The organism is Corallococcus sp. NCSPR001, from assembly GCF_017309135.1.
In the GTDB taxonomy this organism is placed as follows: Bacteria; Myxococcota; Myxococcia; order Myxococcales; family Myxococcaceae; genus Corallococcus.
On sequence record NZ_JAFIMS010000002.1, the window covers coordinates 1495698 to 1515537 of the forward strand.

At 71.0% G+C, this 19840-nt stretch carries 14 protein-coding genes; 9 read left to right on the forward strand and 5 right to left on the reverse strand.

Annotated features, from left to right (window positions below; translation table 11 throughout):
- Positions 1-21 precede the first annotated feature (21 nt).
- Both JYJ93_RS08245 and JYJ93_RS08250 read right to left on the reverse strand, forming a co-directional pair.
- A complete protein-coding gene (locus JYJ93_RS08245) occupies positions 22-1221 on the reverse strand; it encodes a hypothetical protein (protein ID WP_206787741.1) in 1200 nt (399 codons plus the stop codon).
- A gap of 215 nt (positions 1222-1436) precedes the next feature.
- Entirely contained in the window at positions 1437-2753 is a 1317-nt protein-coding gene (locus JYJ93_RS08250; protein WP_242543727.1) for a hypothetical protein, read from the reverse strand.
- 128 nt (positions 2754-2881) lie between these two features.
- Between JYJ93_RS08250 and JYJ93_RS08255 the strand changes: the two genes are divergently transcribed.
- Positions 2882-3931, forward strand: a complete 1050-nt coding sequence (locus JYJ93_RS08255; RefSeq protein ID WP_206787743.1) for a hypothetical protein — start codon at positions 2882-2884, stop codon at positions 3929-3931.
- A 43-nt stretch (positions 3932-3974) separates the two neighbouring features.
- On the opposite strand, the gene JYJ93_RS08260 is transcribed toward JYJ93_RS08255, so the two are convergent.
- Positions 3975-8711: a translocation/assembly module TamB gene (locus tag JYJ93_RS08260; RefSeq protein WP_206787745.1), complete on the reverse strand. Its 4737-nt coding sequence runs from the start codon at positions 8709-8711 to the stop codon at positions 3975-3977.
- Positions 8708-10885, reverse strand: a complete 2178-nt coding sequence (locus tag JYJ93_RS08265) for a BamA/TamA family outer membrane protein (protein WP_269012817.1) — start codon at positions 10883-10885, stop codon at positions 8708-8710. The genes JYJ93_RS08260 and JYJ93_RS08265 overlap by 4 nt, the downstream gene beginning before the upstream one ends.
- Before the next feature lie 167 nt (positions 10886-11052).
- Between JYJ93_RS08265 and JYJ93_RS08270 the strand changes: the two genes are divergently transcribed.
- Positions 11053-11364 carry a hypothetical protein gene (locus tag JYJ93_RS08270; protein ID WP_206787746.1) on the forward strand — a complete coding sequence of 104 codons (312 nt, stop codon included), beginning with the start codon at positions 11053-11055 and terminating at the stop codon, positions 11362-11364.
- A 60-nt stretch (positions 11365-11424) separates the two neighbouring features.
- Here JYJ93_RS08270 and JYJ93_RS08275 read toward each other — a convergent pair whose 3' ends face one another.
- Positions 11425-12978, reverse strand: a complete 1554-nt coding sequence (locus tag JYJ93_RS08275) for a 4-alpha-glucanotransferase (RefSeq protein ID WP_206787747.1) — start codon at positions 12976-12978, stop codon at positions 11425-11427.
- 146 nt (positions 12979-13124) lie between these two features.
- Between JYJ93_RS08275 and JYJ93_RS08280 the strand changes: the two genes are divergently transcribed.
- From JYJ93_RS08280 to JYJ93_RS08310, 7 genes are all read left to right on the forward strand, one after another.
- On the forward strand, positions 13125-13709 hold the full coding sequence (locus JYJ93_RS08280; protein ID WP_206787748.1) for a DNA-3-methyladenine glycosylase: 585 nt from the start codon (positions 13125-13127) through the stop codon (positions 13707-13709).
- A 35-nt stretch (positions 13710-13744) separates the two neighbouring features.
- Positions 13745-14374, forward strand: a complete 630-nt coding sequence (locus JYJ93_RS08285) for a sigma-70 family RNA polymerase sigma factor (RefSeq protein WP_120592678.1) — start codon at positions 13745-13747, stop codon at positions 14372-14374.
- A gap of 65 nt (positions 14375-14439) precedes the next feature.
- Complete coding sequence (locus JYJ93_RS08290; protein ID WP_014399836.1) at positions 14440-14679, forward strand: zf-HC2 domain-containing protein; 240 nt, start codon at positions 14440-14442, stop codon at positions 14677-14679.
- On the forward strand, positions 14676-15746 hold the full coding sequence (locus JYJ93_RS08295) for a radical SAM protein (protein ID WP_206787749.1): 1071 nt from the start codon (positions 14676-14678) through the stop codon (positions 15744-15746). Before JYJ93_RS08290 ends, JYJ93_RS08295 begins: the two co-directional genes overlap by 4 nt.
- Before the next feature lie 202 nt (positions 15747-15948).
- Complete coding sequence (locus JYJ93_RS08300; protein ID WP_206787750.1) at positions 15949-16701, forward strand: SDR family oxidoreductase; 753 nt, start codon at positions 15949-15951, stop codon at positions 16699-16701.
- Between the two features lie 127 nt (positions 16702-16828).
- Entirely contained in the window at positions 16829-17452 is a 624-nt protein-coding gene (locus JYJ93_RS08305) for a DedA family protein (RefSeq protein ID WP_206787751.1), read from the forward strand.
- Positions 17453-17545: 93 nt separating this feature from the next.
- Entirely contained in the window at positions 17546-19747 is a 2202-nt protein-coding gene (locus tag JYJ93_RS08310) for a hypothetical protein (protein ID WP_206787753.1), read from the forward strand.
- Positions 19748-19840 lie beyond the last annotated feature (93 nt).

Consider the following 19840-nt stretch of genomic DNA (forward strand, 5'->3'; position numbering starts at 1 on the left):
AGACTTCTTGAGTGGGTTCACCTAGGCGCGCCGGACGCTCGCGGCGCTGACCACGGAGACGGGGATGTGGCGCAGCGCGTGCCGCCGGGCATGCACCCGCCGCGCGGCCAGGCGCGGCGGAACGACGCCCATCGAGGGCACCTGGACCGCGCGCGTGAGCACCCGGCGCCCCGCGCCCCGCACCACCCTCGGCAGGGCGGTGATGGCGCCGCCCGGGCCGCGCAGGCGCAGGTTCCCCGCCGCCAGCCGGGCGATGAGGCGCATCAGCCGCAGCCGCCGGCCCGCGGTGCCCGGCGTTTGATGGCAGAGCCGCATCAGGAGCTGCTCCACGCCGCGCGTGCGCGCTCGCAGCACGCCCTGGGCGGCGCCACCGAGCGCGGTGCTCATGGGCACCGCCTGCCGCGTCACCACCCGCGCCGCGAGCCCCGCGCCCAGGGGCAGGGCCACGGCGGCCGGCACCTGCCGCGCGTCCGCCATGTCCGCCAGCGCGTCCAGCGACGCGTCATCATCCGCGCCGTCGCCGCGCAAGACAGAGGACGCGATGCGCCCGCCCACGCCTGGAATCAGGCCACCCACCGCCCCCGCGAGCGCACCGCGCAATCCCTGTCCGCGCAGCAGCCCCTGCGCCGCGCCAATGCCCGCCGCGACCACGCGTCCCCACGGCCCCGCGAGCCCCGCCACGCGCTGGACCACCGGCAGCGCACGGGCAATCAACGGACCCGCGCGGCGCAGCGCCGCGGCCCCCAGCTGGCCCGCCCGCCGCACGCCCCGGGCGATGCCTCGCGCGGCGCCGCGGATGCGCCGGGTGATGCCGCGGAAGAAGGCCTCGGCGTCATCCGCGTCCATGGACTCCAGGACGAAGGGGTTGAGCGCCCGCGCGAGCGTCACCGCGGCGGGACCGGACACCAGCCGGTTGCTGGTGGCCGGCACGAACAGGCCGCTGGTCGGGCTCGGCTCGAAGCCGTCGAAGCCGTCCTCCTCCAGGAAGGCGTCCTCCGCCTCGGCCTCGGCGAACAGCTCCTCGAAGCCGTCATCCTCGAAGCCCGAGGGCTCGAAGCCCTCCGGGGCGAAGGGGTCCTCCTCGAAGCCCTCCGCCTCGAAGGACTCCAGCTCGCTGAACTCATCCGCCAGGTCCTCCAACTCCTGGAGGGCATCCGCGCCCTCCCAGGGGTCCATGGCGTCGAGGGACTCCACATCGGACAGGTACTCAGCGCTGGTCATCGCTTCCCCCCCGCAGGTGCGACCTCCACCCTTCACGGGCCGCAAGTTGGAGAAGGGACAGGGGGAGTGACAGTCACTCGTTTGAGCTAGTGCTGTCGGAATCCCGCGCGCGCGATGACCCTGGGAGAATCTGGACGCCATCAAAGCCCGGCGGGGCGACGGCGGTCCGGGGGCGCCCGGCGCGAAGGCCGGGCGCACGGCACTGCTTCAGCGGCTCAGTTCTTCACGCACGCGGCCTGGCCACCCGCGTCCTTGTACGCCTTCACGCGCTTCACCAGGTTGCCGCCGTCCGTCTCCGGCGTGGTCTGCTCGTAGTTGCCCGCGCCGAAGAGCATGCCCACGCCGCCCGCGGCGGCCACTTCACCCGGGTGCGTGAGGAAGTAGTCCACGCGGTTGTCGCGCCACTTCTGATTGGTGTTGGGCAGGGACATGTTGCCCACCGGCAGCTGCCACCAGATGTGCGGCTTGCCCAGCCGCGTGGACACGGCCTTCGCCCAACCGAAGGCCTGCTGGAAGTGCGGCAGCTTGCGGTTCTCCGGATCCCACCAGGCCGCGCTGCCCGTCGTCTTCTCGTACCAGCCCGCGTCGCGGTCGGACGCCTCCACCGTGACGAAGTCCGTGTCGCCCGCGCCCACGGACAGCAGGAAGTCCGCGACCTTGTTCGCCTCGCCCGCCACGTCGAACGACGCATCCGTATTCTGGGACACGTCCGTCTTCGTCGCCCACGCGCTCGCGTGCAGGCCCACCTTCGCGTTGGGCGCGTACTTGCGCACCATGGCGATCATGCACCTGCCCAGGCCCGCCCCGTTGTTCTCCTGGGTGCCGCAGTCCGTGGGGTTCGCCGCCTTCACCGCGACGGGCGTGGAGGTCGCCTTGCCGTCCTTGGGGAAGAACTGGAGGTAGGCCCACATGTCCGGCTCGATCTGCAGCAGCGCCTTCTCCTGGCCCACCTGCTTCAAGAGGAAGCGCCAGTCCGCGAGGTAGCGGCCCAGGAACGCCGAGTCGTTGAGCGCCTTCAGCTGCTCCTCGCCCTCGGTGTAGCCGCTGGCCTGGAACGCCTCGTAGTAGGTGATGAAGGGAATCTGCCCGTTCGACTGCGCGGCCTTGATGAAGTCGCGCACGTAGGCACCGGGCGGCTCCTGGTCGTACTGCCAGCAGCCCCACCACCCGCAGCCGCCGCCGCTGTTGGAGCACGACGCGCCGTCGGACGTGCACCCGGACGCGCACGAGTTACACGCGTCCTTCGAATCGAACAGGCCCGCCGCGAGGTACAGGTAGCGCACGTCGAAGGGCGCGGCCTTCGCGGTGTCGTCCTCCATCTGCGCGCCCACCAGCACCGTGCTCTTGCCCAGCGGGGTGAGGAACTTCGCGCCCAGGCACTCCGAGCCGTCGCCCGGCGTCACCCCGGGCCCGTCCGTGCCCGGCCCGGGTTCCTCCCCGGGCTCACTCGAATCCGAACAGCCCGCCACGGCCAGCAGGCCCGCGGCGAGGAACGGCCAACACTTCCGACGAAACAGGGCAGGGGTCCGCATGATGTCCAGAACTCTACTCCGCCCTCCTCCCACCCTGCTGGAGGGTTATTCTCACGTTCCGGGAAAGTCTTGAGTCATGCTCGCCCCGTCGGCCCCCCGGCCGGCGTTCCCCTCGAGAGGTGCGCGTGATGAAGCTCCGTTTGTGTGTGCTGCTGGTGCCGGCGCTGCTGGCGGCCGGCTGCGGTCCCCTGGATGAGACCCCCGAGCCCGTGATTGACGAACTGACCGGGCAGGTGCTCCAGGAGGCGACGACGAAGTACGACATGCACCGCCTGCTGGAGGACTCGGACGTCACGGGTGGGACGGGCATCACGCCGGCGCAGGTGCAGGCGTTCCTCCAGCAGCAGGGCTCGTACCTGGCGGGCTACACGGACCCGGCCTACGGCAAGACGGCGGCGACGCTCATCGTGGAGCGCTCGCGGGCGAGCAACATCAGCCCGCTCTACATGCTGGCGCGCATCCAGGGCGAGTCCAGCCTCATCCAGAGCGGCACGTCCACCAACCTGAGCAAGGCCACCGGCTGTGGCTGTCCGGACACCAGCGGCTGTGACGCGCAATACGTGGGCTTCGGCAAGCAGGTGGAGTGCGCGGCGAAGAAGATGCGCGGCTACCTCACCGACCTGGAGGCGGGCCGGGCCACCATCTCCGGCTGGAAGACGGGCGTGACGAAGTCCACGTCCGACCCGTGCTCGGTGAAGCCGGTGAACCACGCCACCGCCGCGCTCTACACGTACACGCCCTGGGTGGGCGCGTACGCCATCCAGTGTGGCCGCACCACGGTGGGCGGCTCGTCGCTGATGGCGTCCATCTACAACCGCTACAAGACGGCGTACCCGTGGACGCTGACCAGCACGACGGAGGGCTGCTACTCCGGCACGGTGGACGCCACGGTGCCGGAGGGCTCGTGCGTGCAGAGTTCGTCGGACGCGCTGTGGCGTCAGTGCTCGCAGGGCGTCTTCATTGGCGGCACCGCCACGAAGCCGTCCAACTGCAACGTGTCCTTCCCGTACTGCGTCTCCACGCGCCTGGGCCGCGGCGTGCCCGTGCGCACCTGCGTGCAGGTGAGCAGCACCCTCTGGCAGCAGTGCGGCGCGGAGGGCGCGTGGCGGGACGCGCCGGGCGCGGGCACCACGGGCGTGGGGCCCATGGGCACGTGCTACGCGGCGTACGCGCTGTAGGGCATCCCACCGCCGCCCGGACGGGACTCACGTGTCCGGGCGGTCAGTAGTCCTTGGTCCAGATGAGGTCCAGGCCGCCGGAGCGCGCGTCGCCGTACATGCCTTCCAGGCTCCAGCGCGGGCTGAAGAGGTACTGGAAGCGCACGGCGTTGGCGTTCTCACCCTTCTGGAGGTTGGCGCCCACGCGGCCGGTGTAGCCCACGTAGATTTTATCCGTCACGTACGTGCCCACCTCCAGCTTGGTGCCGGCGATGCCGCTGTCCCCCGCTTCGATGGAGAGCACGTCCAGGGGCAGCTTCGCGGCGATGGCCTTGCGCGCCTCGTTGGCGACGAACGAGCCCACCACGGAAGCGGCCTGCGCGCCCGCGTTCATGGACGCACCGGAGCCGCGCTCCAGCGTGCGCCGGCCGGTTGCGAGCAGCGTGTAGATTTCCGACTCCGGCAGGGCCGGCTCGCTCGTCGTCTTCAGCGTGACCTCCTTGCCCTGGCCGCGCACGGTGACGAAGACGGTGACGTTCGCGTTGTCGTTGCGGTGCTCGGCGGTGACGTTGATGTATGGCATCATCACGGGGCCGGTGAAGCGCACCTGGCTGTCGCGCTGCACGTCGAAGCGGCGGCCCAGCACGTCCACGCGGCCCAGGAGCACCATCACCTCGCCGAACATGCGCGCCTCGTTGGCGTACTCGACGCGGAAGCCCTCGGACAGGCCCAACTGGACGTTGAGGTCCGTGCCGCGCACCCACAGGTTGCGGGGCGCGTTGATGTTCACCCAGAACTGGCGCTGCGGCGCCTCCTCCTCGCCGTCCTCCGCCAGGGCCTCGGCCTCCGCCTGCGACGTGGGTCCGCCCGCGCCGCCGCTGCCCACGGTGGGCTCCGGGTTGCCGGGCATGCCGGGCGAGTCCGGTGCGTTGCGGGGGTTCTCCGCCTTCTGCGACGTGGCCACCTGCGTGGGCGCCTTCTCCTTCTTCTTGCGCTTGTCCACCGGCACGCCGTTGCGGACCATCACCACGTCCACGGGGCGCTCCAGGGGCTGCAGGTCCTTGCGCTTGGCCTCCGGCAACTCGACGTGCGCCTCCGGGATGGACAGCTCGCTGATGTTCACCAGCCGTTCGGTGAGGCTGCCCTTCATGGACAGGTTCAGCGTCAGCAGGGCCATGAGCTGGTCCTCCACCACGATGGGCAGGTTCTTGGTGTGGCCCTTGCCCACCAGCGCGAACTCGCCGCTCTTGCCCTGGCGGTTCGCGGTGGCCGTCAATTCCAGCGTGCCGTTGCCGGACTTCGCGGTGAGCTTCTTGAGGTCGATGCGCTCCTGCGACGCGTTCAGCGCGAGCTGGATGTCGTGGTACTCGCCGAAGCCCATCAGCCCCAGCCGGCCGTCCTTCCACTCCAGGTCGCCCTTGAAGGTGGGCGCGCCCACGGTGCCGCCCAGGTTCGCGTCCGCCTGCATGATGCCGCCCAGCGAGCGCACGTACGGGGAGATGCCGGAGAGGAACGTCGGGTCGAAGCGGCGCGCGCGCAGCGACACCTCCACCGGCGCCCGCTCCGCCTTCTTCGCGGGCCCCTGCGCGGACTGGAACGCGGGCAGCGACAGGTCCAGGTCCATGGTGCCGCCCAGGAGCAGCGACCCGCCGCCGGGCGCGGTGAGCATCGCGTCGAAGAGGGACTTCGCCTGCGAGTAGGAGTAGTGCAGCCGCGCCTGGCCCAGCGCCGTCTGCGCCACGCCCAGGCGCTGCATGCCCGCGTTCAGCTCCAGCTCCGGAGCCTCCGGCGTGCCGCGCGCCACCAGCTCCATGGACAGCACGCCCTGCGGGCCTCGGTTGCCCTGCGCGGGCTCCACCGCCATGCCGGGAATCTCGTTCAGGGGCACGGGCCCCACGCGCCCCTTCATGCGGAAGGGCACGCGGCTGACCACCTCGCGGTCCTGGAGCGCGGCCAGCGGCGCCAGCACGCGCGCCTCCAGCGTGGCCAGCGGCCCGTTGGGGCGCTGCACGTCCAGCGTCAGCTTCACGTCCTCGTTGCCCGCCAGCGCCAGCGCGGTGCCGTTGAGGGGCGGCAGGCCGTTGGCGGTGACGCCCTTCGCCCGCAGCTCCACGCGGCCCTGCGGCGCGAGCGCGCTTCCGTTCACGTCCGCCTTCAGCGTCAGCGTGCCGTCCGGCTTGTCCACGCCCTCCGCGCCCTGGAGCAGCTTCAGGGGCAGCTCCGCCACCAGCGCCTCCAGGTGCAGCGGCGCCTCCAGCGCCTGCGCGGGCGTGGGCGGCTTCGCGATGACCGCGCCCAGCGTGAAGGGCGTCTTCACCAGGACGTAGGCCTGGGGCGCCACGCCCTTCACGTCCAGCCGCGCGCCCAGCGTGGCGTCGTTCGCGTCGGAGTTCGCGCGCAGCTCGAAGCCCAGCGCCTGCGCGAAGAGCGCCTCCGGCCGGCCGGGGTAGCGCATCTCCGCGCCCACCACCTTCAAGTCCAGCCGAGGGTCCTTCGCGGAGCCGTCCACCACCAGCGTGCCGGTGACCTGGCCGGAGGGGCCGGGCGGCTGGTTCGCCAGCTTCAGCACCTCCGCGACGTCCAGCTTCTCCAGGTTCACCGTCAGGGACAGGGGCTCGTTGCGCCGGCGCAGCACGCCCTGCACGGGCACGTCGAACTTGGACGACACGCGCGCCGCGTTCAACTCCGCGCCCAGCGTGCCGGTGGCGCGGTCCTTCACATATTGTGCCTTCACCTGGAGCCCCAGGCCCTCGTAGCCGCGCGCCTTGCCGTCCGCGAGGGTGAGGTCCACGTCCGCGTCCGGCCGCGCCATCCGGCCCTTCGCCGCGACATGGCCGGACAGCGTGCCGCCCAGGCCCAGGTCCTCCGGCACCGCGATGCGCGGCAGCTTCGACAAGTCGAAGGCGCCCAGGTCGATGCGCGCGTCCACGCGCTCGCCGTCCTTCACCGCGGCGAGCTTCAGGGTCTGCGGCCCCGACGCGAGCGCCAGCGGCGGCTCCAGCGCGATGCGCCCGCCCCCGAAGGCCAGGTGCGTGGGCTGCTGGAGCGTCCAGGTGGCCTCCGGCCAGGACAGCGAGAAGGCGCGCATGGCCAGCCCCTCGTTGTCCTCGTCCACCGTGCCCTCCACGCCCAGCGCGATTTGCGCGTCGCCGTCTACGCGCACGCTGGCCTTCAGCTCGCGGTTGTCGTCGGTGGTGAGCGCCAGCGACAGGTCGCGGAACGTCTTGCCCGCGGTCTTCAGCTGGCTCACCAGCACGGTGGCGTCGGTGGTGAGCGGGCGCGTCACGTCCGGCACTTTCGCCTTGAGCGACAGGTCCTGGATGGCGATGTCGCCGTAGTTCAGCGCCACGAAGTTGCCGTCCGCCTTCACCCCCGGCGATCGCGGCGGCCCCCGCACTTGGAGCTCCAGCGAGCCGCTGCCGGACATGGGCGGCACGGTGCCGCCGGGCAACAGCTTGTCCAGCGCCTGCGACAGGAGCTTCAGGTTGCCCGCGGACAGGCTGCCGCGCGCCTCCAGCGCCTTCGCGGTGCCTTCGCCGGACGCGACGAACGCCGCGCCCGGCATCATCACGCGCAGGTTGGCCACGTTGTAGCGGCCGTCCTTGGCGCTGGCCTTCATCTCGATGGGGCCCACCGACTGGCCGCGGAACTCGGACGGCGTCACCGTGAGGGCCACGTCGCCGTCCAGCGTCTCCACGCTGTCGCCACCGCCGTGCGCGACGAGGTCCGCCGCGATGTTGGTGGGGATGCCGTTCTCCATCAGCTCCGCCAGGTTGACCCCGCGCGCCTTCACGGTGGTCTCCGAGGTGCGGAACGTCTTGAGGTTCACGTCGCCCGTGAGGTCCAGCGTGGCCTTGCCCGCGGACGCGCCCAGCTTCGCCTTCGCGAGGTCGCCGTCCATGGACGCGGTGCCCTTCGCCTCGATGGGCACCACCAGCGGGTACGCGGGCACGAAGGCCTTCACCGGCTCCGGCGGCACGGCCAGCCGGCGCAGCTCCACGGCCGCGGCCGTCTCGCCCGTCTGCTTCGCGCCCAGGTCCGCCTCGATGCCCGCCAGCCCCAGCTGCGCGTCCACCTGGCGCACCACGTCCTTGCCCTGGCCCTTGAGCACCAGCCGCACGGGCCCCTGGAGCGGACGGGTGAGGCCGCCCGTGGCCTGGAGGTCCGCGGCGAAGTCCATGTCCGCCAGCGCGTAGTGGCCCTCACCCTTCGCGCCGAGCTCCTCCAGGCGCACCTGGCGCTCGCCGCCGTCCGGCAGCTCCTGCTGGAAGTCCACGTAGCCGTGGCTCAGCTCGAAGTCCTTGAGGTTGATGCGCAGGGCGCTCTGGCTCTCCGTGGGAGGCTCCTCGGGCTTGGGCTCCCGGGGCTCCAGCGCGCGCATCAGGTTGAGGCCGCGCTCGTCCTGCACCAGGTACAGGCGGGGCGTCTCGATGCGGACCTTCGTCAGGTCCACCTGCTGGCCCAACAGCGGCGACAGGTTCAGCCGCGCCTCCACGCGGGCGATCTCCGCCGCCAGGTCGCCTTCCGGCGTGTACAGCTTGATGCCGGTGAGGACCGCGCCGTTGAAGTCCAGGTCGAACCCGCCCAGCTCCAGCCGGCCGGCGAACTGCTTGTTCGCCAGGTCCACGCCGAAGCGGGCGATGCGGGCGGAGCCACCGGGACTGGTGGCGTACACGAGCACGCCCGCCACCAGCAGGACGATGAGCCCCAGCAGGCCAAGCAGCCCCCACAACAGCCGCTGTCCCCAGCGCTTGCGCCGGTGGGGCGGGGCGGAGGGGGCGGGGGTCGTGGGTTCGCTCAAAACGCCTCTCCGATGGAGATATGGACCGCGCAGAGCCCTTCCGGGGCGCCCGCGTACGCTGCATCCGCGGACGTCGAGGCCTTGTCGAACTTGCGTCCGAAGCCCAGGCATCCACCCGAGGACGGATAGATGTATCCGGGATCGCTGACGGGCAATCCCCGCCCGATGTTCAAGCGCCGGGCAAGGTCCAGTCGGATGGGGCCCACCACCGTGAGGTAGCGCAGGCCGGCGCCCACCGCGTGGTAGTGCTCGGGACCGAACAGCCTGGCGGAGTTCTTGCCGAACAGCGCCTCCGTGCCTACGAGGCCGGAGTCATAGAAGATGGCGAGCATCAGGCTGTCCGTGAGCATGTAGCGCAGCTCCACGGCGGTCTCGAAGAGGCTGTTACCGCCCACGGGCACGGTGTCCCAGGAATCCAGGATGGGGTTGCCGTTCGCGTCCAGCAGGACGTTGCCGTCGTCGTCCTTCTTGTAGGTCGGCGGGAGCGGCGTCATGGGGGACAGCCGCTGGCCGTTGAAGCCGCGCATCGCGGTGGCGCCGCCGGAGAAGAAGCGGGTGACGATGGAGCTCTGGCCGCCGCCCGCCGGGTCCAGCGTTCCCGCGCGCACCTTCACCGCGAGCGTCAGCTCCTTCTTCTCGCCAATGGAGTGGTAGTAGCGCAGGTCCGGCAGCAGCCGGACGTAGTCGTACTGCCCGAAGAAGGGGCCGCCGCCCTTCTGGATGGAGAAGCCCACGTAGTAGCCGTCGCGCGGCTCGGTGCGGTCGTCCCGGCGGTCCCAGGCGAACGCCACCTCCAGGAAGCTCAGCGCCTGGTCGCACTTGCCCTGGGCGTTCGTGTTCACGCAGCCGAGGGTGATGGGCGGGACGCCCTCCTCCAGGTTCACCTGCCCGGTCAGCCGGTAGAGCTGCAGGTTGTACGAGGGGAAGACGGAGAAGGACGGGTGGGGCGTCCAGATGACGCCCGTCTTGAGGTAGCCGCCGTAGAACGAATAGGCCTGCTGGAGGCCCTTCTCCGCGGTGATGGAGGCCTGCAGGGCCACGTCTCGGAAGAGGAAGCGCGGCTGCTCGAACTCCGTGGTGAAGGTGAAGACGGGGGCCTCCTGGGAGCCCTCATCGTTCCGGAGGGCCGCCAGCACGTTGGGGATGAACGCGTAGCCCACGCGCCCGCGCAGCGTGAGCCTGCGCAGGCCGCCGCGGAAGTTGCGGTTGGTCCACTCCCCCAGCACGCGGGCTTCCTGCCGCGCGGCGTCCACGCCGATACCGCCGCCCAGCCGCAGCGAGTGGAAGGGCGACTCACGCACGTCCACCACCACCGGCACCGTGGCGTTCTGCCGGTCCGGCGCGCCCCGGTTCACCTTCACCGCGCCGAACACGCCCATGCGGAAGACGCGCGCCTGCGCCTCCGCCAGCGCCGCTTCGCTGAAGAAGGCGCCCTTGATGACCGCGCCCTGCGCCTGTTCGATGATGCGGCGGGGCGGCACCTGCGGGTTCGCGTCCGTGGCGATGAAGATGTTGCCGAAGCGGTAGCGCAGGCCCGGGGCGATCTGCAGGTCCACCACGGCCTTCTGCGTGGCCACGTCCACGCGCACCTCGCCGCCCACCTCCGCCTCCGCGTACCCCAGGTCCTTGAGCCGCTGGAGCACCAGCTCCTTGGTGGCCGTCCACGTCTCCTCGCGGAACACGTCGCCGGTCCTGACCGGCAGCTCCTCCAGGACGCGCTCCCGCTCGCGCTGCGAGGGCTGGTCCGGCCCTTCGCCCAGGGACTCCAGGCCGTGCGTTTCGACGCGGTCGATGACGGTGGGCGCGCCCTCGTTGACCACCACCTTGAGGCGCACGGCCTTGTCGCCTTCGGGGATGACCTCGTTGGACTCCACCTGCGCCTGGTAGAAGCCCTGCGCCTGGTAGAAGCGCTCGATGCGGCGCAGGTCCGCCTGCCACGCGTTGGTGTCGAAGTAGTGCGCCTTGCCGAAGGGCCAGAACGCGTACCAGGGCGTGGAGGACGTGAGGATGCGGTCCTTGATGTCCCCGTCGTCCACCTGCTTCGTCCCCTCGATGTCCAGGGACTTCACCTTCGGACCGGTGGGCTGATTGGAGGTGGTGGCGCACGCCGTGAGCAGCACGGCCAGCGCGAGGGGCACGGCGGAGCGGAATCGGAGGAGTCGGACGTCGGCCACGTCACGTTTCTTACCGGATGGCCAGCCCCTGACGCGTTTCGCAATGTTTCTTTGTGCGGCGAATGTCGCATTCCACGACCTCGGGGACGGGGTCAGTGTCCGCCAGACCCCCGGGTTCCGCCGTGGCGCGTGCAACCGGGCCCGGGGTGCGTCAGATTCGGGCCCCTATGGTCCGGCGAATCGCACTCCTGCTGTCGGCCACGCTGGTGTTCGCCACCGGCTGCGGCGTGAGCGAAGACGAAGTGGTCCAACTCAAGGAGGGAGAGAACCTCTCCGACACGCCGTACTGCGGCTCGCTCGGGTGCGCGGATCCATTCCGCTTCTGCGCGGAGCTGTTCCTGGAGTTCGGCCGCTCGCCGCCCCTGTGCGTCGTGGACAACATCTGCGACCGGCTGGAGTGCGCGAAGGCGGGCCGCCGCTGCGCCGTGTTCGACGGCTTCCCCGGCCAGGTGAAGTGCATCGAGGACAACGGCCAGTAGGGATAGGGCCGTCGTCCAGCGACCCCGGGGCGGCGCGGCCCCGGGGCTCCAGGCTTCAGGCTAGCGGCGCGACGAGGCGGTGAGCCACGCCAGGCGCTCCGCGGCGTCCTTCGTCTGGGCTTCCGTGAGCAGCGCGTCCGTGTTCTGCGCGATGCGGTAGGCCCAGTTGGCGTCGCCCATGGTGCCGGGCAGGTTGATGCGGTCGCGCGTGCCCAGCACGTCCTGCCACGGCAGCACGCACAGGTCCGAGCCCGCGTTGAGCGCGGCGGCCAGCGTGGCGCGGTGGATGTCCGGGGTGAACTCGCGCGTCACCGCCACGCCTTGGAACTCCGGCCACGCGCGCGCGGCGCTCTGGCGCTCGTGCTCCTGCGCCTGCTCCCACCACTCCGCCTGCGGCTCCGTGTCGTGCGTGCCGGTGGTGACCAGCGACACGGCGGGGAACTGGTGCGGGTCGCGGTAGGTGTTGTCGTCGCGCTCCCAGCGCAGCACCCGGTAGCCGGGCAGCTTCAGGTCCGCCAGGATTTGCCGCACGAACGGGGGAATCACGCCCAGGTCCTCGGCGACGATGCCCGCGCCCTCCGACAGGAGGCGGAAATGCTTCTCACCCTGGCGGCGCCAGGTGGGCTCGTCCCCGGGGACGAAGTAGCCGGTGGGGTTCTTCTCGTCGCGGATCCACTGGCGGAAGTAGCCCACCGCGTGGTCCACGCGGCGCAGGTCGTAGTAGCTGGCCGCCTTGGCCGCGCGCTTCTTCAGCCACGCGTAGTCGTCCTTCTCCATCGCGGCGAAGTCGAAGTAGGGCAGGCCCCAGTCCTGGCCCGTGGCGGAGAAGTCGTCCGGCGGCACGCCCAGGCGCGCGTCGCGGCGCAGGATGTCCGGGTGGGCCCAGCAGTCGGAGCTGTCCTGCCCGATGATGAAGGGCTCATCCCCGCACAGCAGCACGTCCTTCGCTTTGGCCTGCGCGCGGACCTGGTTCCACTGCGCCTCCGCCAGCCACTGGAGCCACGCGTGGTAGCGCACGCGGCGCTCCAGGCCTTCCTTCTGGATGGCGAGCAGCGCGTCCGGCTGGCGCGTGCGCAGCCCCTCGGGCCACTGCCACCAGGGACGGCGGTCCTCCTTCTCGCTGATGGCGGTGAAGAGGGCGTAGCTCTCCAGCCACTCGCCCTGCGCCTCGCGCCACTTCTGGAACTCCTGGGCGCGCGGCGTGCGCGGGGCCCACTCGTGCTTCTCGAAGTGGTCGAACGCGCGCGCGAACGCGGCGTCCTTCAGCGGGAACACCAGGTCGTAGCGCACGCGCGCCGCGGCGCGGGCCTCCGCCAACTGCTGCTTCTGCGCGTCGCCCAGCGCGCCCTCGCCGCCGGTGGCCTGGAACTCCGGCACCTGGTTCAGGTCGATGAAGAGCGGGTTCAGCCCGAACGCGGACCGCGTGGCGTAGGGGCTCGGGTCGCCAGGCGCGGTGGGGAGGAGGGGCAGCACCATCAGCATTCGCTGACGCGCGGCCTTCATCCAGGAGAAGAGCCCGTCCATGGCACCGAAATCACCGATGCCGAAGTCCGTTCGCGAGCGCAGGGAGAAGAGAGGCAGCAGGAGACCGGAGAGCCGGCCAGGAGTGGACATGATGCGGCGCAATCTGCCCCAGCCCCGCCCCGGTGTGAACTGCTGTCGCGGCGCGGTGCACACCCGCTTGCTTGTCGGGCCCGCCATGGGTCCCGAGACGCTCAATGGTTGACGAACACCCCCATGAGGCAGGAAGGACCGACCCCGTGAAACCGCTCCCCCTGTCCTTCTACGCCCGGCCCACCCTGGAGGTGGCGCGCGACCTCCTGGGCACCCTGCTGGTGGTGGATGGCGTCCGGGGCCGGCGCGTGGGCCGCATCGTGGAGGTGGAGGCCTACCTGGGCGAGCACGACCTGGCCTGTCACTCGTCCAAGGGCCGCACGCCGCGCACGGAGGTGATGTTCGGGCCGGCGGGGCGCTCGTACGTCTATCTCATCTATGGAATGCACCACTGCTTCAACGTGGTGACGGACGCACCCGGGGTGGCGGCGGCGGTGCTGGTGCGGGGCGTGGAGCCGGTGGAGGGCATCCCGCCCGGCGAGCGGACGGACGGGCCAGGGAGGCTGTGCCGGGTGATGGGGGTGAACCTGAACCACAACGGCCTGAAGCTGGACTCAGAAGGGCTGCACCTCTTGGCGGGGACGCCGGTGCCGGACGCGCGGGTGGAGCGGGGGCCCCGTATCGGCGTGGAGTACGCCGGGGCGTGGGCCGCTGAACCCTTCCGGCTGTGGGACCGGGACAGTGGACACGTCAGCCGCTTCGTCTCCCGGCGGCCTCGCCGTCGGCCTTGACGCGGAACGTTTCGACTGGTTGGGTGGGAAACGCCATGTCCCAAGAGGCTCCCCAGGAAGAAGACCGGCAGGAAGAAGACCGGCGGCTCCTGACGCGGGCCCAGGACGGTGACGTGTCCGCCTTCGAGGCCCTCGTGGGCCTGCACCAGGACCGGGTCTACGGCCTGGCGCTGCGGATGACGCGCTCGGAGGCGGACGCGGCGGAAATCACCCAGGACACCTTCCTGTCCGCCTACCAACACCTGAAGGACTTCCGGGGCGAGGCGGCCTTCGGGTCCTGGGTGCACCGCATCGCGGCCAACCACGCCCTCATGCGCCTGCGTCACCGCCGGGTGGCCCAGGCGGCGGAGGCGGAGCTCCAGGCCCCTGAATTCACGGAGCGGGGCACCCTGGCGGACTACCCCGTCACGGACTGGAGCCGGGACGCCGAGGAGAAGGCGCTGGACGCGGAGCTGGGGCAGGCCATCCAGCAGGCGGCCGACCGCCTGCCTGAGGGCTACCGGGAAGTCTTCCTCTTGAAAGACGTGGACGGCCTCAGCTACGAACAGATCGCAGAAGTGACGGGGGATTCCATCCCCGCCATCAAGAGCCGCCTGCACCGGGCACGGCTCGCGCTGCGAGAGGCCATCGACCTGTTCTACAACCGGGACAATCGCGGGGTGTGAAACCCCCAGGGCGCCTCGGCATCTTCGAACTGGAACGAGGGGAGCCGCAGCCAGCCGAGGTTCGGATGTATACCTGCAAAGATTCCATCAACCTCCTGCTGGAGTTTCTCGAAGGTGAGATGCCAGAGGAGGAGGCGCGGCACCTGCAGGAGCACCTGTCGGGCTGCAAGCCCTGCGAGGAATTCCTCAGCACCTATCGGGCGACTCCCGGCCTCTGCAAGCGCGCCATGGCGCTGAAGATGCCGCGGGAGGTGTCGGCGAAGCTGACCGAGTTCCTGCGCTCGAAGATCAAGTCCTGCTCGTGAACCTGAAACAACTGTCGCTGCCGGAACTGGAAGCGGCGCTCGCGCCGGCCCAGCCGTCCGCGACCGCGGTCCGCAAGGTGTTCGCGGGCGTCTTCGCCCACGCCCGTCCCACGGTGGACGCCGTCGCGCTGGCGCCCCAGGTGCCGCGCCGTGTCGCGGACCTGCTCCGCGCGCAGGCGGAGATGCCCTCCCTCAAGGTCGTCGAGCGGCGGCAGGCGGAAGACGGCTTCGTGAAGTACCTCTTCGAGTCGCCGCTGGGCGGCCGCATCGAGGCGGTGCGCATCCCCATCTTCGAGGAGAAGTACGTCGTCTGCGTGTCCAGCCAGGTGGGCTGTGCGTTGGCGTGCGACTTCTGCATGACGGGCAAGCTGGGCTTCCAGCGCAACCTCCAGACCTGGGAGATCCTGGACCAGGTGATGCAGGTGCGCGCGGAGGCGGACCGGCGCGTGGGCGGCGTGGTGTTCATGGGGATGGGCGAGCCGCTGCTCAACTACAAGGAGACCATCCGCGCGGCGCAGATCCTGTCGCACCCGGCCGGGTTCTCCATCTCCGGCACGGCCATCACGTTCTCCACTGCGGGGCACGTGCCCGCGATCCGCCGCTACACGAAGGAAGGGCACCCGTTCCGCCTGGCGTTCAGCGTGACGAGCGCCATCCCGGAGAAGCGCGCGAAGGTGCTCCCCATCGAGAAGACGCACCCGCTGCCGGAGCTGATTCAAGCCATCCGTGAGTACAGCGAGGCGCGGCGCGAGCGGGCGATGATCGCCTACGTGGCCATCCAGGGCTTCAACCTGGAGCGCGAGGACGCGGAGGCGCTGAAGGCGGCGTTCGAGGGCATCCCCATCAAGGTGGACCTCATCGACGTGACGGATCCGACGGGCAAGTACCTGCCGCCCACGGCGGAGGAGTTGAGCGCGTTCCGGGACCACCTTCAGATCCTGAAGGCGCCCATCGCGCGGCGCTATTCGGGCGGCAAGGAGATTGGCGCCGCGTGCGGCACGCTGGCGGCGAGCCAGTACGGCGGCACGGTGCTGCCGACGCCCGTGGCTTTGCCCCGTCAGGCCTGAGGTCCACGTTCCGCCGGCCTGGGCCTGGGTGCCCGGCGGCGGGAGGTGAGGCGCTCGCGGCTTCGCGCGGGGCTTGTGATTTCGACGGCAAGAACCGGAGCGCGGGCCCGGGGCTCGCGGCGCTACGAGGACCGTGCGCCGCGGCGAGAGGGCCCCGCGGGCGCGACCTCATGAGCGGGCCCGTGTCTGGGAGAACCGTCGGATGACGCATCGATTGGAAGGCAAGGTCGCCCTGGTGACAGGGGCGGGTTCAGGGATTGGCCGTGCGACGGCGCTCGCGTTGGCCCGGGAGGGCGCGCGGGTGGTGGCGGCGGGCAGACGCGTGGAGCCGCTCGAAGAAACCGTGCGCATGGCGGGAGGGCACGTGGTGGCCCGCGCCGCGGACGTGACGAAGGAGGACGACGTCGAGGCCCTGGTCCGCTTCACGCTGGAGACGTTCGGGAGGCTCGACGTGGGCGTCAACGCGGCGGGGGGAACGTTCGGCGGCGGGCCCACGCACACGTTGGACACGGCGTCGTTCCGGGAGTGGATCGACGGGTACCTGGTGAGCGCGTTCCTGTCGACGAAGCACGAGGTGGCCGCGATGTTGAAGTCCGGCGGGGGGAGCGTCATCAACATCGGGACCTTCGTTGGGCACACGAAGGCCATCCCCGGGACGTCCGGCTACGCCGCCGCGAAGACGGGCCTCATCGGGCTCACGCGCACCGTCGCGGCGGAGTACGCCCCGCAGGGCATCCGCGCGAACGTGCTCGTCTCCGGCGGCGCGGACACGCCCATGTTCCGGCTCTGGAACGGCTCCGAGGAACAGCGCGCCGCCGCCGCCCGGCTGCATGCGCTCCAGCGCGTCGCGAACCCGGAGGAGATCGCCAACGCGGCCGTCTTCCTCGCGAGCGGGGAGGCGTCGTTCGTCACGGGAAGTGTCCTCACGGCCGATGGAGGCGTCTCGCTCGGCTGAGGCCAGGGGGACCAAGGCCCGCCCGTGTTCACCGTCGCGCGGGTGGTGGAGGATACGGGTTCCGCCGGGCGGGGAGACGACTTAAGTCTCGCGCGGAGGGATTCCGGCCCTGGAGGGCACCGCGCCGATGTGGATCGAGCACGTCGACAAGCTGATTGGGACGCTGGGGCCATTCGGGTTCCTGGTGCTCGGCGTGGCGGCGATGCTGGAGTACGTGGTGCCGCCATTTCCCGGGGACACCATCGTGCTCATGGGCGGCATCTACGCCGTGCGCGGGGAGAAGCCCTGGTGGCTGGTGCTCGCGGTGGTGACTGCGGGCAGCGTGGTGGGCGCGTTCATCAACTACACGGTGGGCCACTGGCTGGCGAAGCGCTTCGAACAGCAGCCCGGGCGCTCCTTCTTCGGGCTCACGCACGCGAGGCTGGAGCAGGTGCAGGCGCGGATGCGGCACGCGGGGCCGTGGCTGCTGCTGGTGAACCGGTTCCTGCCGGGCATCCGGGGCGTCATCTTCATCGCGGCGGGAGCGGCGCGGATGCCGCGCTTCAACGCGCTGGTACTGGGGGCCATCTCCGCGCTGGCGCACAGCGGGCTCATCCTGGCGCTGGGCATGGCGGTGGGCGGCAACCTGGAGCGGCTGACGGTGCTGGTGTCCCGCTACCAGTACGCGGTCATCGGGCTGCTCGGGGTGGCGGCGCTGGCGTTCGGTGTGAGGGCGCTGACGCGGCGGCGTGAGTCCGCCGTGGAACCGTAGCGGGCCCGGCCGGGCAGGGAAGTGTGCGGGGACGACCCGACAGGCTGGGGCGCACGTTGCGTGGGCCCGGGGTGGCGCGGTTGAGTCGGGGGCATGTTCCGCGCCCGTGCTCGCTGGTGGCTGCTCCTGGTGCTCGTCCTGGTGGGAGGGTGCCGCTGTGGCGACGACCCCAACGTGGGCGGTGCGAGCGCCAGCTTCCGGTCGCAGGAGGAGGTGGTGGACTTCGGCCGGGTGCTGGAGGGCACGCAGGTGCGCCGCTCGCTGACGCTGGTGGCCACCGGCCGCGCGGGCGTCACGGTGGACGCGGTGACGGACGCGCCCTTCTTCGTCGTCGTGTCCCAGATTGTCGTGGGGGGCAGCGGCACGGGCACGGTGGACATCCTGTTCTCCGCGGGCAACACGCCGGTGGAGGGGGAGCTGGTGCTCACCGCGGGGCGCACCACGGCGAAGGTGAAGCTCACCGGCGTGGGCGTGCGTCCGCTGACGTGCGTGCCGCGGGGCGAGTGCCGCGACTCGCGCTTCGACCTGGACTCCGGCCAGTGCGTCGAGTCCCCACTGGGGGATGGAGCGTCATGCATCCCGAGCAGCCGCTGCCAGGAGAACGGCCTCTGCCAGGCGGGCGTCTGCGTGGGGCAGCCGCGAAGGTGCAATGACGACAACCCGTGCACGGTGGACAGTTGTTCGCCGACGCAGGGCTGTGTGACGGCGAACGTCGCGTGCCCGGTGCCGAGCGACCCCTGCAAGGTGGGCGTGTGCGACCGCAACTCGGGCTGCCAGGAGGTGGACGTGGCGGACTTCAGCCCCTGCGGCGCGGTGAGCTGCAAGGCGGCGCGGGTCTGCTTCAGCGGCACGTGCCGGTCGGTGACGCCGCCGGACGGCTTCGTCTGCGCGCCAGCCACGCCCTGTCAGGAAGAAGGCAAGTGCAACGCGGGCGAGTGCGTGCGCCCGGACGCGGGAGACCTGGAACCCGACTTCAGCGCGGAGCTGGGCGGGGCGCCCATCGCGGAGGACGGCGGGCCGGTGCTGCTCGTGGACGACGGGACGGTCTACGTGTCGGTGTGCGGTGAGGACGCGGGCTGCTGGCTTGCCGCGTACACGGAGAGCGGACTGCTGCGCTACGAGTCGCCCTACGAGGACGGAGGCGCGAGGACGCTGCTCGCGGCATCGGACGCGGGAGTGGTGGTGTTGGCGCCGGAAGCGCTGGAGTCATACGCGCCGCGAGGCGTAGGCGAGCTGCGCTGGCGCACGTCGCTGACGTTCGCGGATGCGGCGCTGGACGGAGGGACACCGGAGGTCATGCCCGGCACGACGGGAGCGGGGAGGGTGGCGCTCACGAAGGAAGGGGATGTGCTGACATACGTCACGTGGAGCGACGACGCGGGCATGGAGCCGCAGCACTCCCGGCTGGTGTTGCTGAGCGCGGACGCGGGCGCGCCGCTGGCGATGGGGCCAGAGGAGGACGGCGGCGGAGCGGCGAGGCTCGCCGTGGACGACGCGCGCGGCGTGTACCTCTACACGCCGTGGGATGGGCGGCTGGCCTTCACGAACTGGGCATTGCCTGAAGTGAGCACGGACGGCGGGACACTCATGGCGCGGCCAGACCCGTCCTTCGGTGACGCGCCCGAAGACGGAGGCATCGCATCGCTGAGCCTCGAACCGCTCGACGCGGGTGTCCCCGGTGGCGCGCCGTCACTGGCGCTCGCGTCGGGACGGTTGCTCGTGGGCACGCAGGCCTTCTTGGACACGGATGGAGGTGTGCTCACCGCGCTGGATTGGGACGCGGGCACGCGCACGCTTTCGCCCCTGGCCGAGCCGGTGCTCATGTCCCCCGGAGGCATGGTCGGTCATGCGTTCGCGTCCGCGTGCGACCACACGGACGGAACTCCTTGCACCGGTGCGGAACTGCGCACGGTGCTGCGCTCGTTCAGCTCCGATGATGGACACTTCCTCACGGAGGTGGACGTGCTGCCCTCGCTGCTGCTGCCCGGTGCGTTCCACGAAGCCGCGCTGCTGGAGCAGAACACGGTGGGCGTGCTCGCGGAAGCGGAGCTGCCGAACGGTCAGCGCCAGGCGTGGCTCGAATGGATCGCCTTCGGCAACAAGCTCAACCAGTGCTCGCTGAAGGGCCGCGTGGAGGTGGCGGGAGCGGTGTTCGCCGGAGACCTGCTGCACGTGGCCCTGCGCCGCGACGGCGTCTGGTGGCTGGAGTCCTATCCCCTCGGTGGACGCACCGAAGTCCGGGGCTGGCCCCAGCGCAACGCCAGTCCCGCGGGCACGCGCCGTGCCGTGCCGTAGCCGGGATGCACGGACAAGCGGCACCCTCCGGGCGGCCGTCCGCCAAAAACCTGTCCGACAGTCGGACAGGTTTCCGCGCTTCGCCACCGGAGG

What these genes read in the sequence shown, in the direction of transcription:
- JYJ93_RS08245 (WP_206787741.1), bottom strand. Translation starts at nt 1,221, where the DNA reads ATGACCAGCGCTGAGTACCTGTCCGATGTGGAGTCCCTCGACGCCATG.
- JYJ93_RS08250 (WP_242543727.1), bottom strand. Translation starts at nt 2,753, where the DNA reads ATGCGGACCCCTGCCCTGTTTCGTCGGAAGTGTTGGCCGTTCCTCGCC.
- JYJ93_RS08255 (WP_206787743.1), top strand. Translation starts at nt 2,882, where the DNA reads ATGAAGCTCCGTTTGTGTGTGCTGCTGGTGCCGGCGCTGCTGGCGGCC.
- JYJ93_RS08270 (WP_206787746.1), top strand. Translation starts at nt 11,053, where the DNA reads ATGGTCCGGCGAATCGCACTCCTGCTGTCGGCCACGCTGGTGTTCGCC.
- JYJ93_RS08275 (WP_206787747.1), bottom strand. Translation starts at nt 12,978, where the DNA reads ATGTCCACTCCTGGCCGGCTCTCCGGTCTCCTGCTGCCTCTCTTCTCC.
- JYJ93_RS08285 (WP_120592678.1), top strand. Translation starts at nt 13,745, where the DNA reads ATGTCCCAAGAGGCTCCCCAGGAAGAAGACCGGCAGGAAGAAGACCGG.
- JYJ93_RS08290 (WP_014399836.1), top strand. Translation starts at nt 14,440, where the DNA reads ATGTATACCTGCAAAGATTCCATCAACCTCCTGCTGGAGTTTCTCGAA.
- JYJ93_RS08300 (WP_206787750.1), top strand. Translation starts at nt 15,949, where the DNA reads ATGACGCATCGATTGGAAGGCAAGGTCGCCCTGGTGACAGGGGCGGGT.
- JYJ93_RS08305 (WP_206787751.1), top strand. Translation starts at nt 16,829, where the DNA reads ATGTGGATCGAGCACGTCGACAAGCTGATTGGGACGCTGGGGCCATTC.
- JYJ93_RS08310 (WP_206787753.1), top strand. Translation starts at nt 17,546, where the DNA reads ATGTTCCGCGCCCGTGCTCGCTGGTGGCTGCTCCTGGTGCTCGTCCTG.